Genomic DNA, 13,878 nt, shown 5'->3' with positions numbered 1-13,878 from the left:
ATATGAATAAAGTTTTTAAAGTCATGCACATGCTAGGTTTATTGTTTGTCGGTATTGGAGCTTGCTTGTATCTACTGACAGAAGTCAGTAATGAGATGAGTGGCATGATGCTAATTGCGAGTCTTATTGGTGTTGGTTTTTTAATCATGGCCCCATATCCAGTTTTATTAGTGTTTGAATGGGCGCAAAAGCAACAAAGTAATGGACATACAAAAAGGGATGACCATAGTAAAAGTGATGAAAAGACCAAATGAGTATTCATTATCGATTAGCGACTAATCTTGATGCAGCAGAGATTGCTCGGTTAGAGCAGCAATATATGAATGATGAGTTATCAGCATCTGCAGATACTATGTCTGGTCAATGTTTCTCTAAAGTGCAGCTTAATGAGTTGATTGAGCAAGGCTGGATAATGCTAGCAGAATCGAGAGTTGAAGTGGTTAGTTCCATTGTTGGCTATGTCATTGCTGGTCCGTGGTCTTGGTTTCAGGCTTGGGGTATCTATGCTCACGTATTGCGTAAACTTAATGATATCGAAGTTGGGTTTAGTAGAGTGACAGCGAAAAACAGTTGTCAATATGGCCCCATATGGATCCATCCTGATTATCGCGGCCAAGGTATTTTTGAACAGCTAGTGTTGCAACTAAAACGGAAAGTCGCGGCTAAATATAGCTTTATGGTGACTTTTATTGCTGAAGAGAACAGTACTTCTTTTGCTGCTCATACCAAAAAGTCAGCGATGGAAGTGGTGGACTTTTTTAGTTTTCAGGAGCGAGATTACTATTTATTAGTGATGAAGAATTAACAATAGTTTGTCCTTTCTCTGTTTATCGCTCGTTAAATTTAACCTGTTAATTTAGTTCGTTAATTTAGTCTGTTAATTTGGCCCGTAAAAAATGTAACTTACATAGTGAGATATTTGAATGACGCAAGCGCAGCAAGCAATACAGAAAAGTGAGCAAGCACAAATGCAGTTTGAGCAAGCCTTTCAACCTTACTTACATTTAAGGCTAGGCGCTTTTGAAAATATGAAAATCGTCGCAGGAGTATTGTCATCAATGGACAAAACCTATGCGACTTTTGAGGTTGTATTAGCGACTGAAAAGCCTATTTATATCGTTGATACTGAATTTGGTGTGATTAGTTGCGGTCGTACTAATGGTTATGAAGAAGCGATAAAGCTTTTAGTCGATGAGAAAAAGATTGATTTATCCGAAGCTAGAACAGTCAATGTGCCAGTGTTAAGTTTGCAGCAAATTTCATTTATGTGCGTAGAAACTTCGCATTTTGATCACTGCTAAATCAATCAATGATAGCTTTAAATACAGAGTATTTTTAAGCGGTAAGCTTCATTAATATTAGCGGCTTATCTTTCCCTGTTACTTTGTCTTTGTGTAGATATTTTAAAAACTGTTGTTGAATGTCATGATCAATATTCTGGTTTAGGGTAAACCCATGGCTTTGATAAAAGCTTTTAAGTTCTGGAATTGCAAACACATAACTTGGCTGTGTTAAAAGTGATGGCTTAATAAAATCCATCAACTGATGTGCAAGTCCACCTCCTCTAAAATGCTGGCTAACAACTAACCCTGTCACTAATTGACACTTTCCTATGGTTTTTATTCTAATTGCTGCTGCAATTTCTGCCTTTCTCTCAATTTTTTTGTCTATGCTAGCACTCGCAGCTAATGGGCTGGTTTCATTTCTGATAAGTGCAAGCTTGTCGTTTAGGTTAGGTTTTGAATAACTTAAATGCTGGCGATAAAACTGTTTGACTGCAGACCACTGCTTTTGAGCGTCAAGAAATTGATCATCCGATTTGTTATCTAAAGGTAATTTAGCAGGATAGAACCATTCAGCAGTTAGCATGGTGTTTCCTAAAAATGAAATCAAACTCGTTATTGTTGAGTGATTATATTAACAAATCATCTTTTTTAACGGCAGTTTATCTAATAAGAATTTTTGTATGACGCAGATTAAATGAAACATTCATAGTCGTGACTGGCAATGTCTGCCGAAGATTTATACAGGATTTAATCAAAATGACTGATAAATAATGTTAATAACTTGTTTCTTTGCTTGTTGGCTGTTTTAGGCTTGTTTGAAATTTTATTGGGTGATAGCTTAATAAGCAACTTACTTAGTTTATGATTTTCATTGGTTTACTCGCAAAGTAATAATGTGGGTCGATGTTTGAAACAGCCTGAGATTGTAATGGAATTTTTACCAAAATCATTAACATCACAACAGATTTATAAGTTACTCATTGGTGGAGTGAGTCCAAGACCGATAGCTTGGGTTTCAACAGTATCAAAAAATGGTGTGAATAATTTAGCGCCTTTTTCATTTTTTACGGTTGCCAGTGCTAACCCTCCGGTTTTGTGCTTTAACCCGATGAGTACAGATAAAGGTGTTGAAAAAGATACCTTGGCCAATATTCGTGAACAAAAAGAGTTCGTGATTAATAGTGTGAGTTATCAAGATTTAGCTGTGATGAATCAAACTTGCCATCAGTTACCAGCAGAAGAAGATGAATTTGAATATGCAGGTGTTGAAAAGCAGGCATCGACATTGGTAACGCCTTATAGAGTTAAGCAAGCTTTGGTGAGCTTTGAGTGTCGCCTGAATCAAATCGTTGACTTAGGTCATGAGCCAATGGCTGGGCATTTAGTATTAGGTGATGTTGTTGCCATTCATGTGCGTGATGATGCGGTAAATGATTTTAAAATTGATAGTGAAAAGCTAGATGCTATCGGCAGAATGGCTGGCAATGACTATAGTTTAACTAGAGAGAAGGTTCAGCTAAATCGATAGCCAAAGATTTAGCTATAGCCCAAAAGGGGTTAACCTTAGTGAGTGACCAAATCAATGAAGGATCATCTAGGTCATTATTTTTAAGTTAGTTGAGCATTAAGTACAGGGAGAGATAATGCCACTTTCAAGTCCAATTACAACCAAGTTATCCAGTAAGCAACGGGATGTGACTAAAGGCATAGTGTTGGGGATGCTGGTTTCATTTGCCGTAGTTATTTATGGCGCGTTAGCGAATCCGTTTGAATATAGTGAACCGCAAACTCTAATCGAAAGGTTGATCATTTATGCCTATGGCATGATTTTACCGACACTGAGCTTAATTATTGCTGTCGCCAGAGTGGCAAAACATCGCTTTTTTAATGCTGAAGATATTGATGGTCGTAGCTTTTACGAAGAGTCAGAGCGAGTAAGGCGCTTGCAAAGTGTGTTGCAAAATACCCTAGAGCAATTTTGTATTGTGATGAGTGTATATTTTTTATGGGCATTCATCATGCCTGCGGATTACATGTCTCTGATTGCGCTTATTTCAGTATTATTCTTTATTGGCAGAATCTTATTTATGCGCGGTTATGATAAAGGCGCTGGCGCAAGATCAATTGGCTTTAGTTTGACCTTTTATCCTTCAGTGTTAACTGTTGGGGCTATTATTATTTACCTTTTCTATCGCACATTCACTTAATCTGCATTTAAAGACATAAAAAAACCGTCAATTGACGGTTTTTTGTCTTACTAATTTAGCCAATAAGTTTTAAAGCTTATAGACCTGCATCAGCACGTAAGATTTCAGCTTTATCTGTCGCTTCCCAAGGGAATTCATTACGACCGAAGTGACCATAAGCAGCTGTGCTTTGGTAGATAGGGCGTGCAAGGTCTAACATTGCTGTTAAGCCATAAGGGCGAAGTTCAAAGTGCTGACGTACAAGCTTGATTAGAACGTCTTCAGACACTTTACCAGTACCAAAAGTTTCGATACTGATTGAGGTAGGCTCTGCAACACCAATTGCGTAAGAAACTTGAATCTCACAACGGTCAGCAAGGCCTGCAGCTACGATGTTTTTAGCAACGTAACGAGCAGCATATGCAGCACTACGGTCAACTTTAGATGGGTCTTTACCTGAGAAAGCACCACCACCGTGACGAGCCATACCACCGTAGGTATCTACGATAATTTTACGACCCGTTAAACCACAGTCACCTACAGGTCCGCCAATAACGAAACGGCCGGTTGGGTTAATAAAGTATTTAGTGTCTTTATTTAACCATTGTGAAGGTAAAACAGGCTTAATGATGGTTTCCATCACGCCTTCAATTAAATCTTCTTGGGTAACATCTTCACGGTGCTGGGTCGATAATACGATAGCATCGATACCCTTGATTTGACCGTTTTCATAAGCAAAAGTCACTTGGCTTTTTGCATCTGGACGTAACCAAGGTAACGTGCCGTCTTTACGTACTTCTGACTGACGCTTCACTAACTTGTGTGCGTAAGTAATAGGAGCAGGCATTAATACGTCGGTTTCGTTACTTGCATAACCAAACATTAAACCTTGGTCGCCAGCACCTTGCTCAGCAGGATCGCTACGATCAACACCTTGGTTAATATCTGGAGACTGTTTACCAATGGCATTTAAAATCGCACAAGAGTCAGCATCAAAACCCATATCTGAATGAGTGTAACCAATTTCACGTACTGTTTTACGTGTGATTTCTTCGATATCAACCCAAGCTGATGTAGTAACTTCACCGCCGACTAAAACCATACCGGTCTTAACGTAAGTTTCACAAGCAACACGAGCTTTTGGATCTTGCTCTAAAATTGCGTCTAGTACCGCATCAGAAATCTGATCGGCGATTTTATCTGGATGACCTTCTGAGACCGACTCAGAGGTGAACAAGTGGTTTGCCATAGTTGGTAAATCTCGTCTTTTGGAATTTGAACGTGTAGAAGCATCTACATCTAGACGTCTATAATAATTCAAATCTAGTTGGATAACACCCCTTAGAACTAATATAAGTTAAAAATTGTGCAATCATTCAAAGATTTATAAATATCTGAATTGACCTGTTTAGCATTCAAATAAATTAATCTTATGAATTTTATGCTAATTATTTACTTTTCAGCGTAAAGAGAAAGGCGTTTAAAGTTAAAAATAAAACAATTATTTTAGTCGATGTTTATTACTTTGCTGGTTTTTTTACTGCCATAATGGCAACAAATATTCACTTATAACAGCAGTGGTTAATTCATTAATCGAAACCAGTAATGATTGAAGTCGTAAATAACTCTGATAAATAGTTATGCAAATGTTACCGTTAACATGTTATAAAATGGCTAAAATATCATCGTGTTTAGTCTGCAAAGGATTGTTGTACGCAAAAAGTCTCTATTAGATCTAATAAAAATTTGCGTCATACCGCCTAGTAGGGGAAAATATGCCCCCACAATTGCCCGCTAGACCTCACACTTATAAGCAGGAGAGAGCATGTCATCTCGTAAAGAACTCGCTAACGCAATCCGTGCATTAACCATGGATGCTGTTCAAAAAGCCAATTCTGGCCACCCAGGTGCACCAATGGGAATGGCTGACATTGCTGAAGTGCTATGGAATGACTTCCTTAAGCACAACCCAAATAACCCTGAGTGGGTTGATCGTGACCGTTTTGTATTATCAAACGGCCATGGCTCAATGCTTATATACTCTTTACTGCATTTAACGGGTTATGCATTACCGATTGAAGAATTGAAGAACTTCCGTCAGCTTCATTCTAAAACGCCTGGTCACCCTGAATATGGTTATACACCTGGTGTTGAAACGACAACTGGCCCATTAGGCGCTGGTATCAGTAATGCTGTTGGTATGGCTATTGCTGAAAAAACCTTAGCTGCGCAATTTAACCAACCTGGTCACGATATTGTTGATCACTTCACTTACTGTTTCTTAGGTGATGGTTGTTTGATGGAAGGTATTTCACATGAAGCTTGTTCATTAGCTGGTACCTTAGGTCTAGGTAAGCTGGTGGCATTCTGGGATGACAACGGTATTTCTATCGATGGTCACGTTGAAGGCTGGTTCACTGACGACACGCCTAAGCGTTTTGAATCATACGGCTGGCATGTTATTGCTAACGTTGACGGTCATGACAGCGATGCGATTCGCGCTGCAATCGAAGAAGCTAAATCAGTGACTGATAAGCCGACTATGATTTGTTGTAAAACCACGATTGGTTTTGGTTCGCCAAACAAATCTGGTAGCCATGACTGTCATGGTGCACCACTAGGTAACGATGAAATCGCAGCTGCACGTGAGTTCCTTGGCTGGGATCACGCTGCATTCGAAATTCCTGAAACCGTTTATGAAGGTTGGGATGCTAAAGAAGCTGGTGCTTCAAATGAAACAAGCTGGAATGAGAAGTTTGCGGCTTATACCGCTGCTTTCCCTGAACTTGCTGCAGAGTACAAACGTCGTGTTATCACTGGCGAACTTCCTGCTGAGTTTGAAGAAAAAGCCAATGCATTTATTCAAGAGTGCCAAGATAAAGCTGAAGGTATTGCAAGTCGTAAAGCTTCGCAAAATGCCATTGGTTTCTTCGGCGAAATGTTACCAGAGTTATTAGGTGGCAGTGCCGATTTAGCCGGTTCTAACTTAACGCTTTGGTCTGGTTCAAAAGGTATTCAAGACGATCCTGCTGGTAACTACATCTTCTACGGTGTACGTGAATTCGGTATGAGCGGTATTATGAATGGTGCCTCTTTACACGGTGGTTTCATCAACTACGGTGCAACTTTCATGATGTTCATGGAATATGCACGTAATGCTGTACGTATGTCTGCATTAATGGGCATTCAAAACGTATTCGTTTATACCCATGATTCAATTGGTCAAGGTGAAGATGGTCCTACTCACCAACCAGTAGAGCAACTTGCTAACTTACGCATGACACCAAACATGACTGTATGGCGTCCATGTGATGCTGCTGAAACAGCCGTATCTTGGAAGTCTGCCATTGAAAATCGTAACGCACCGACTTCACTTATCTTTAGTCGTCAAGGTCTTAAAGCCCAAGCACGTAGTGCTGAGCAATTAGCTAACGTCGCCAAAGGTGGTTATGTACTGTCTGATTGTGAAGGTACTGCTGATGTGATTCTTATCGCAACGGGTTCAGAAGTTCAACTTGCACTTGATTCTGCTGCAGCATTGACTGAAAAAGGTCAAAAAGTTCGCGTAGTATCTATGCCTTCTACTAACGTATTTGATAAGCAATATGCTGCTTATAAAGAGTCAGTATTACCTGCTGCTGTTACTAAGCGTGTAGCGATTGAAGCTGCTCACGTAGATTACTGGTACAAATATGTTGGCTTTAACGGCGCTGTTGTTGGTATGTCTACCTTTGGTGAGTCAGCACCAGGCGGCGACTTATTGAAGCACTTTGGCTTTACCGTTGAAAATGTGGTTAACACAGTAAACTCACTGGTTTAACCAAAATACAGTTAAATAATAAGGGTAAACTTTTACCTTTTAAGTCTGTATAATGACGGCCTGCAAACACTTGCAGGCCGTTTTTTTATCTGCTTTTTACTGAGTACTGTTAAGAGGAAGCTTAACCCTCAATGATCCGAGTCGCTATTAATGGCTATGGCCGCATAGGCCGTTCTATCCTTCGTGCATTATACGAGTCGGGTAAACGTCAAGAAATCCAGATTGTGGCAATTAATGAACTTGCCAAACCTGCCGCAATCAGTCATCTCACCCAATATGACACGACTCATGGCCGTTTCCAAAATACAGTTAAGTTAAAAGACGACCAGCTCGTTATCGGCGATGATGTCATTCAGTTATTCCATCAACCTGATGCCAGTTTATTGCCTTGGTCTGAGCTCGATATTGATATCGTTTATGAATGTAGTGGTAGCTTAGGCGATCGGTCTGAATGTGAAGCGCATATTAAAGCTGGTGCTAAACAAGTCCTCATTAGTCATCCTTCTTCAGCAGATGTTGACGCCACTATTGTATTTGGTGTCAATGATGATTTACTTAAAGCTGACCATACAGTGGTATCAAATGCATCATGCACTACCAACTGTATTGTGCCTGTCATCGATGTGCTAGATAGTCATTTCGGTGTTAAAAGTGGTGCCATTACTACGATTCATTCGTCGATGAATGATCAACAAGTGATCGATGCATATCATGATGATTTACGTCGAACCCGCGCTGCTGGGCAGTCAATTATTCCAGTTGATACTAAGCTTGCTCGTGGTATCGAGCGAATTTTGCCGCACATGAAAGATAAATTTGAAGCTATTTCAGTCCGAGTTCCGACCATTAATGTTACCGCAATAGACTTATCGGTAACCTTAAATGAACGGGTTGATATTGCAAAAATTAATAACGTTTTAGAGCATGCCGCAAGCGGATTATTCAATGCAGTGTTAGGCTATACTGATGCACCATTAGTGTCGTGTGATTTTAACCACGACCCACGTTCCAGTATTGTGGATGGTACCCAGACTCGGGTGAGTGACGGCCATTTGGTCAAGTTATTACTTTGGTGTGATAACGAATGGGGCTTTGCAAATCGAATGCTTGATACCAGTCTAGCAATGATCCTGGCAAAGAATACTGAACACTAATTTTCTGCTATTGAGCGCTTTATCTAATTTAGGTAAAGCGCTCAATAGCAAAACCAGCTTTGTTTTTAAATTAAAAGGAAAGTCTCAATGGCTATTATCAATATGAGTGAGTTGGATTTAACCAATAAGCGTGTGCTTATTCGTGAAGATCTAAACGTGCCTGTAAGTGAAGGTGTTGTTACTAGTGATGCACGCCTTAGAGCGTCGTTGCCAACGATTAAGCTAGCGCTTGAAAAAGGTGCTGCAGTGATGGTGATGTCACATTTAGGTCGTCCTACTGAAGGCGAGTTTAATGCTGAGTTTTCAATGCAGCCAGTGGTTAACTACTTAAATGAAGCACTTGATTGCTCAGTAACCTTAGCATCTGATTATCTTGACGGTGTTGATGCGAAAGTCGGTGAAGTCGTTGTATTTGAAAACGTACGCTTTAACGTCGGCGAAAAGAAAAATGATGAAGTATTAGCTAAAAAATTAGCAGCGCTTTGTGATGTTTACGTGATGGACGCTTTTGGTACGGCGCATCGCGCGCAAGCATCAACTCATGGCGTTGGAATGCACGCACCTGTGGCATGTGCTGGTCCATTATTAGCTGGTGAACTATCTGCACTGGGTAAAGCGTTAGATAACCCAGCACGCCCAATGGTGGCGATTGTTGGTGGTTCAAAAGTATCAACTAAGCTCACTGTACTTGAAAGCTTATCAACTAAAGTTGATCAACTTGTTGTTGGCGGCGGAATTGCAAACACGTTTGTAGCCGCAGCGGGTCATCAAGTCGGTAAGTCATTATTCGAAGCTGATTTAGTGGATGAAGCTAAACGTTTAGTGGCGAACGCCCAAAGTCGTGGCGGTGATATTCCTGTACCAACAGATGTGGTTGTCGCTGGTGAATTTAGCCCAACAGCAGAAGCAACATTGAAGTCTGTTAGCGAAGTATCTGACACCGATATGATTTTTGATATTGGCCCTGATAGCGCTGAAGCGTTAGCTAAAATTATTGAAGCAGCTGGCACCGTTGTGTGGAACGGTCCTGTTGGCGTATTTGAATTTGATCAATTCGGTGAAGGTACTAAACGTATTGCTCAAGCGATTGCAGACTCAAATGCATTCTCAATTGCAGGTGGTGGCGATACGTTAGCGGCTGTAGATAAGTATGATATCGCTGAAAAGGTATCTTATATCTCCACAGGTGGTGGCGCTTTCCTTGAGTTTTTAGAAGGCAAAGAATTACCAGCTGTTGCGATGCTAGAGCAGCGCGGCGCGTAATTTAAGTAAGCCTTTTAAAGGTTAAGTTTGGGAATACATTGTGGCCGTTTACCGAAGAGTCAACGCCATGATGTAAAACTGACCTCAGTAGTAATGAGTTAAGAAAAATATAATTATTAGAAAAAAACCGCCCATGCCTTTTCATTTAATCGTTAGCTACCTTCTGGTAATTATCGAGAAGTTGATTAAGCACAGGGTATAAAAATCAATCCAAAGCGATAGCGACCTAGGTGAGAAATCACCCTATTTTTGGAGTTAAAAAATGGCCTTAATATCTCTACGTCAAATGTTAGACCATGCAGCTGAGCACAATTACGGTGTTCCTGCATTCAATGTAAACAACCTTGAGCAAATGCGTGCAATTATGCAAGCAGCTGAAGCAACAGATAGCCCTGTTATTGTTCAGGCATCAGCCGGTGCGCGTAAGTATGCTCGTCCTCAGTTCCTTAAATATCTGATGGCTGCTGCACTTGAGCAGTATCCTGATATTCCTGTATGTATTCACCAAGACCACGGTACCGACCCTGATATTTGTCAGCGTTCAATCCAGTTAGGTATGTCTTCAGTGATGATGGATGGTTCTTTGATGGCTGATGGTAAAACGCCAGCATCATATGATTACAACGTTGATGTTACTCGCCGCACGGTTGCTTTCGCTCATGCTTGTGGTGTGTCTGTTGAAGGTGAAATTGGTTGTTTAGGTAGCCTAGAAACCGGTGAAGCTGGCGAAGAAGACGGTATCGGCGCAGCAGGGATCCTAACGATGGATCAAATGCTAACCACACCAGAAGAAGCGGCGCGTTTTGTTTCTGACACTCATGTCGATGCACTTGCAATTGCAATTGGTACTAGCCATGGTGCATACAAATTTAGCCGTAAACCTACCGGTGATGTGCTACGTATTGACCGTATTAAAGAGATCCACGCGCGTATTCCTAATACTCACTTAGTGATGCATGGTTCGTCTTCTGTCCCGCAAGAGTGGTTAGAAGTGATTAACCAGTACGGCGGCGAAATCCCTGAAACTTACGGTGTACCGTTAGAAGAAATCGTTGAAGGCATCAAGCACGGCGTGCGTAAAGTAAACATCGATACCGATTTACGTTTAGCTTCAACAGGTGCAGTACGTAAGTTCCTTGCTGAAAATCCATCTGAATTTGATCCACGTAAATTCTTAAAAGCGTCAATGGAAGCAATGGCTGACATTTGTACTACGCGTTATGAAGCATTCGGTTGTGCTGGCATGGGTTCTAAAATCAAGCCTAAGTCTCTTCAAGCAATGTACAAAGCGTATCAGTCAGGTGAGCTTGACCCGCAAATCAACTCTTAATCGGGTTTTAGTTATGTGAAGTTTAGCGACTTTTTAAACGTAACTAGTTGATTAGTAGTGCATCAAAAAAACCAGCGATTATCGCTGGTTTTTTATGCCTATACTTGAATGAAACTACTTGTATCAAAGCAGTATTTAGCGCATTATCCCCGCCCTTAAAAATGGAACAAACCTCATAAATAACACTGTAAATGGCCAATGAACTGTCATTTTTAGTTGTTACTCTTGTAATGGAATATGCTCACCTTTAACCATTATTGAAGTATTAAAATGCATGTAAAACCTAATAAACCGCTATCGCTATTTGCTCTCACCTGGCCATTATTTTTTGACTTTGCGTTGCACTTTTTAACCGCAGCACTTAATACCTTAATGATCAGTCGTGTGTCATATCAGGGCGTCGCCGCGCTATCTGTGGGTAATATGGTATTTGAGCTATCCATTACCTTATTTAGCTTTGTCAGTATTGGCGCGAGTGTAGTGATTACCCAATACTTGGGGGCTAAAAATAGGGCGACAGCCAGCGATGTGGTTTATTCCTCTATTGGTTTTAATCTCATGGTGGGCGTTGCGGCCGCATTTGGCGTGTTTACTGGCGCAGGACTCATATTACACTTAATGAATCTGCCTGCAGATTTAATTCCTGATGCAAAATTATATCTACAAATTGTCGGTATTTGTTTAATCCCAGAAGCGATGGCAATGTGTTTAGCGGCTGGTATGCGGGCGCATGGTTTTACCCAGCAAGCTATGTGGGTAACGCTGTTGATGAATGTGATTACTTTCTTGGGTAATTTGTTATTGCTTTATGGATGGTTTGGACTCCCGCAAATGGGCGTGGCTGGCGTTGCTATTAGTACTGTTGTCGGTCGTTTGGTTGGTATGTCTCTCATGGCGTATTTGTTTGTCAAATACACCAAAATTCCATTAAAAATCCCCGAAATTATTAGACCTAAAAAACATTTGCTTGCCAAAGTTTTTCACATTGGTTTACCTGCAGCAGGGGAGAACATTTCTTGGATGCTGCAATTTATGGTCGTCACCGCTTTTGTTGGGCTAATGGGAGAAAAGGCACTTGCGGCTCAAGCTTTGTATTTTCAGATCTGTATGTTTATTTTACTTTTTGGCTTATCTATCGGTATCGGTAATGAAATCATGATTGGTCATATGATAGGTGCTAAGCAATATAAAGCTGCTGAAACGCAAATGTATCGAGCATTAAAAATAGGCTTGGTGTTAACAACCGTCGTTGCAGCCTTAGCTGCCTTATTTGGTGAAAATTTAGTGGCATTGTTCACCGATGACCACGAAATTCTAATAATGGTTGGTCAGCTATTCTTACTGACTTTATTTATGGAGCCTGGCAGAACGTTCAATTTAATTGTGATTAATGCATTAAGGGCGAGTGGCGATGCAAGGTTTCCTTTTTTAGCGGGTATCACTTCAATGTGGTGCATAGCGGTGCCTTTTGCCTATTTCTTCGGAATTTACCTTGATATGGGCTTAGTTGGAATTTGGTGTGCGTTAGCGATTGATGAGTGGACTCGTGGATTAATCATGTTGTGGCGTTGGCGCAGTGGGCGTTGGCAGTCAAAAAGCCTAGTCGTCGCGTAAATTCAGTGTTTGCCTTGTTTAAGTATTAAAAAAGCAGTAGTTTTTTCAATTTTGCTACCAAAGTGTTAGTATGCGGTTCAATTTCTGGGGTGAATTTGAATTATTTGTAAATAAAGGATTTGATGACATGAAAAAACTGCTACTTGCTGCAGCTGTAACGCTTGCCATGCCATTTGCCGCTAATGCTGGCGCTGACTTTGTCGAAGGTGACAAGACGTTTGCTGGTGAAGCCGAATTAGGTGCAACGTTAACAACAGGTAACACTGATACTTCTTCTCTAAAAGCACGTCTAGGTCTTAAACAAGAATTGGGTAATTGGGAAAATGCATACTTGCTGGAAGGCTTGTATAAAGAAGACTCAGGTGAAAATACTGCTAAGCGTTATTATGCAGGCATTCAAGGTGACTATAAGTTCGATGATAAGAACTATATGTACATCACAGGTAATTACGAAGTCGATCCATTCACGGGTTATGATTATAAAGCTATCGCTTCTGTTGGTTACGGTCATAAGTTCATTGATACAGGCCGCACTTTTTTAAGTGCTGAAATTGGTCCTGGTTATATTTACAAAAAACTTGATGATGAACAAACTCTTGAGCTTGGTTATGATACTGAAGACAGTGTGGTAGCTCATGGTGCATTAAACTTCTCGTACGAAATCACTGAAAGTTCTAAGTTCACTCAACTTTTTGTTGCTGACTATGGTGATAGCTTAGAAGGACGTTCTGAAACTGCGCTTACTGCAAATATTATCGGTGCTTTAGCAATGAAGTTCGCTGTTATTGTTCGTTATAACAGTGATCCGCTAGAAGATAAGAAGAGCACAGATACTGAAACCAATATGACATTGCTTTACGCCTTCTAATTTTCAGATGGCTAGGGCGTGTTGATCTTTGCTGGTTGAATTTTGTTCGAGATAAAAGTGTTTTAATTGAGGCGGATGGATTGATGCCTAGTCATCTAAGCGAAAATCATCCAACAAAGAGTAAAACACTTTTAGTCGAACCCTTTGGGCAGCGTTTGTTGGCCATTTTTACTGCGTTATCGACTTTTTATGTAGAATAACTACATCACAAAATCTCTGCCTTGTATAAATGGTCAACAATTCGCCGCAAAAACAACCTTGAAAGATCAACGATGGAATGGTCTCCTCCTCTTATCGGCATCACAATGTGCCAAACTTAGGTTGAAACGTTAAGTTAACAGAGCGAGGAGACCAATA

13 protein-coding genes are annotated in these 13,878 nt (G+C 40.5%); 11 read left to right on the top strand and 2 right to left on the bottom strand.

The window, feature by feature from the left end:
• Positions 1–2 precede the first annotated feature (2 nt).
• The 3 genes from L2735_RS03865 to L2735_RS03855 all read left to right on the top strand — a co-directional run bounded on the left by L2735_RS03865 (position 3) and on the right by L2735_RS03855 (position 1,301).
• On the top strand, positions 3–254 hold the full coding sequence (locus L2735_RS03865) for a hypothetical protein (RefSeq protein WP_248983452.1): 252 nt from the start codon (positions 3–5) through the stop codon (positions 252–254).
• Positions 251–805, top strand: coding sequence for a GNAT family N-acetyltransferase (locus L2735_RS03860; protein WP_248983451.1), 555 nt, complete (start codon positions 251–253; stop codon positions 803–805). The genes L2735_RS03865 and L2735_RS03860 overlap by 4 nt, the downstream gene beginning before the upstream one ends.
• A 118-nt stretch (positions 806–923) precedes the next feature.
• Complete coding sequence (locus L2735_RS03855) at positions 924–1,301, top strand: hypothetical protein (RefSeq protein WP_248983450.1); 378 nt, start codon at positions 924–926, stop codon at positions 1,299–1,301.
• Between the two features lie 34 nt (positions 1,302–1,335).
• On the opposite strand, the gene L2735_RS03850 is transcribed toward L2735_RS03855, so the two are convergent.
• On the bottom strand, positions 1,336–1,869 hold the full coding sequence (locus L2735_RS03850; protein ID WP_248983449.1) for a GNAT family N-acetyltransferase: 534 nt from the start codon (positions 1,867–1,869) through the stop codon (positions 1,336–1,338).
• A gap of 345 nt (positions 1,870–2,214) precedes the next feature.
• On the opposite strand from L2735_RS03850, the gene L2735_RS03845 reads away from it, so the two are divergent.
• Positions 2,215–2,814 (top strand): flavin reductase family protein, encoded by a 600-nt coding sequence (locus L2735_RS03845; protein ID WP_248983448.1) that lies wholly within the window; start codon positions 2,215–2,217, stop codon positions 2,812–2,814.
• Positions 2,815–2,929: 115 nt separating this feature from the next.
• The gene (locus tag L2735_RS03840; RefSeq protein WP_248983447.1) at positions 2,930–3,493 is read left to right on the top strand and encodes an MAPEG family protein; all 564 of its coding nucleotides are present in this window, start codon (positions 2,930–2,932) and stop codon (positions 3,491–3,493) included.
• Positions 3,494–3,569: 76 nt separating this feature from the next.
• Here L2735_RS03840 and metK read toward each other — a convergent pair whose 3' ends face one another.
• On the bottom strand, positions 3,570–4,721 hold the full coding sequence (gene metK, locus L2735_RS03835) for a methionine adenosyltransferase (protein ID WP_153916295.1): 1,152 nt from the start codon (positions 4,719–4,721) through the stop codon (positions 3,570–3,572).
• 576 nt (positions 4,722–5,297) lie between these two features.
• Between metK and tkt the strand changes: the two genes are divergently transcribed.
• The 6 genes from tkt to L2735_RS03805 all read left to right on the top strand — a co-directional run bounded on the left by tkt (position 5,298) and on the right by L2735_RS03805 (position 13,521).
• A complete protein-coding gene (tkt, locus tag L2735_RS03830) occupies positions 5,298–7,292 on the top strand; it encodes a transketolase (protein WP_248983446.1) in 1,995 nt (664 codons plus the stop codon).
• 131 nt (positions 7,293–7,423) lie between these two features.
• Positions 7,424–8,446 carry an erythrose-4-phosphate dehydrogenase gene (epd, locus tag L2735_RS03825; RefSeq protein WP_248983445.1) on the top strand — a complete coding sequence of 341 codons (1,023 nt, stop codon included), beginning with the start codon at positions 7,424–7,426 and terminating at the stop codon, positions 8,444–8,446.
• A gap of 87 nt (positions 8,447–8,533) precedes the next feature.
• A complete protein-coding gene (locus L2735_RS03820; protein ID WP_248983444.1) occupies positions 8,534–9,709 on the top strand; it encodes a phosphoglycerate kinase in 1,176 nt (391 codons plus the stop codon).
• A gap of 262 nt (positions 9,710–9,971) precedes the next feature.
• On the top strand, positions 9,972–11,039 hold the full coding sequence (gene fba, locus L2735_RS03815; RefSeq protein ID WP_248983443.1) for a class II fructose-bisphosphate aldolase: 1,068 nt from the start codon (positions 9,972–9,974) through the stop codon (positions 11,037–11,039).
• Positions 11,040–11,309: 270 nt separating this feature from the next.
• Positions 11,310–12,653 carry an MATE family efflux transporter gene (locus L2735_RS03810; RefSeq protein WP_248983442.1) on the top strand — a complete coding sequence of 448 codons (1,344 nt, stop codon included), beginning with the start codon at positions 11,310–11,312 and terminating at the stop codon, positions 12,651–12,653.
• 127 nt (positions 12,654–12,780) lie between these two features.
• A complete protein-coding gene (locus tag L2735_RS03805) occupies positions 12,781–13,521 on the top strand; it encodes a DUF481 domain-containing protein (RefSeq protein ID WP_248983441.1) in 741 nt (246 codons plus the stop codon).
• Positions 13,522–13,878: the final 357 nt, after the last annotated feature.

The organism is Shewanella olleyana (assembly GCF_023283825.1).
Lineage (GTDB): Bacteria > Pseudomonadota > Gammaproteobacteria > Enterobacterales > Shewanellaceae > Shewanella > Shewanella olleyana.
The sequence above is the reverse complement of the archived record's forward strand: the minus strand, read 5'-3'. Positions and strand labels throughout refer to the sequence as shown.

Excerpts from the sequence above, each read along its gene's own strand:
- tkt (WP_248983446.1), top strand. The coding sequence starts at position 5,298 with ATGTCATCTCGTAAAGAACTCGCTAACGCAATCCGTGCATTAACCATG.
- L2735_RS03865 (WP_248983452.1), top strand. The coding sequence starts at position 3 with ATGAATAAAGTTTTTAAAGTCATGCACATGCTAGGTTTATTGTTTGTC.
- L2735_RS03860 (WP_248983451.1), top strand. The coding sequence starts at position 251 with ATGAGTATTCATTATCGATTAGCGACTAATCTTGATGCAGCAGAGATT.
- fba (WP_248983443.1), top strand. The coding sequence starts at position 9,972 with ATGGCCTTAATATCTCTACGTCAAATGTTAGACCATGCAGCTGAGCAC.
- metK (WP_153916295.1), bottom strand. The coding sequence starts at position 4,721 with ATGGCAAACCACTTGTTCACCTCTGAGTCGGTCTCAGAAGGTCATCCA.
- L2735_RS03855 (WP_248983450.1), top strand. The coding sequence starts at position 924 with ATGACGCAAGCGCAGCAAGCAATACAGAAAAGTGAGCAAGCACAAATG.
- L2735_RS03845 (WP_248983448.1), top strand. The coding sequence starts at position 2,215 with ATGGAATTTTTACCAAAATCATTAACATCACAACAGATTTATAAGTTA.
- L2735_RS03840 (WP_248983447.1), top strand. The coding sequence starts at position 2,930 with ATGCCACTTTCAAGTCCAATTACAACCAAGTTATCCAGTAAGCAACGG.
- L2735_RS03810 (WP_248983442.1), top strand. The coding sequence starts at position 11,310 with ATGCATGTAAAACCTAATAAACCGCTATCGCTATTTGCTCTCACCTGG.
- L2735_RS03850 (WP_248983449.1), bottom strand. The coding sequence starts at position 1,869 with ATGCTAACTGCTGAATGGTTCTATCCTGCTAAATTACCTTTAGATAAC.
- L2735_RS03805 (WP_248983441.1), top strand. The coding sequence starts at position 12,781 with ATGAAAAAACTGCTACTTGCTGCAGCTGTAACGCTTGCCATGCCATTT.
- L2735_RS03820 (WP_248983444.1), top strand. The coding sequence starts at position 8,534 with ATGGCTATTATCAATATGAGTGAGTTGGATTTAACCAATAAGCGTGTG.
- epd (WP_248983445.1), top strand. The coding sequence starts at position 7,424 with ATGATCCGAGTCGCTATTAATGGCTATGGCCGCATAGGCCGTTCTATC.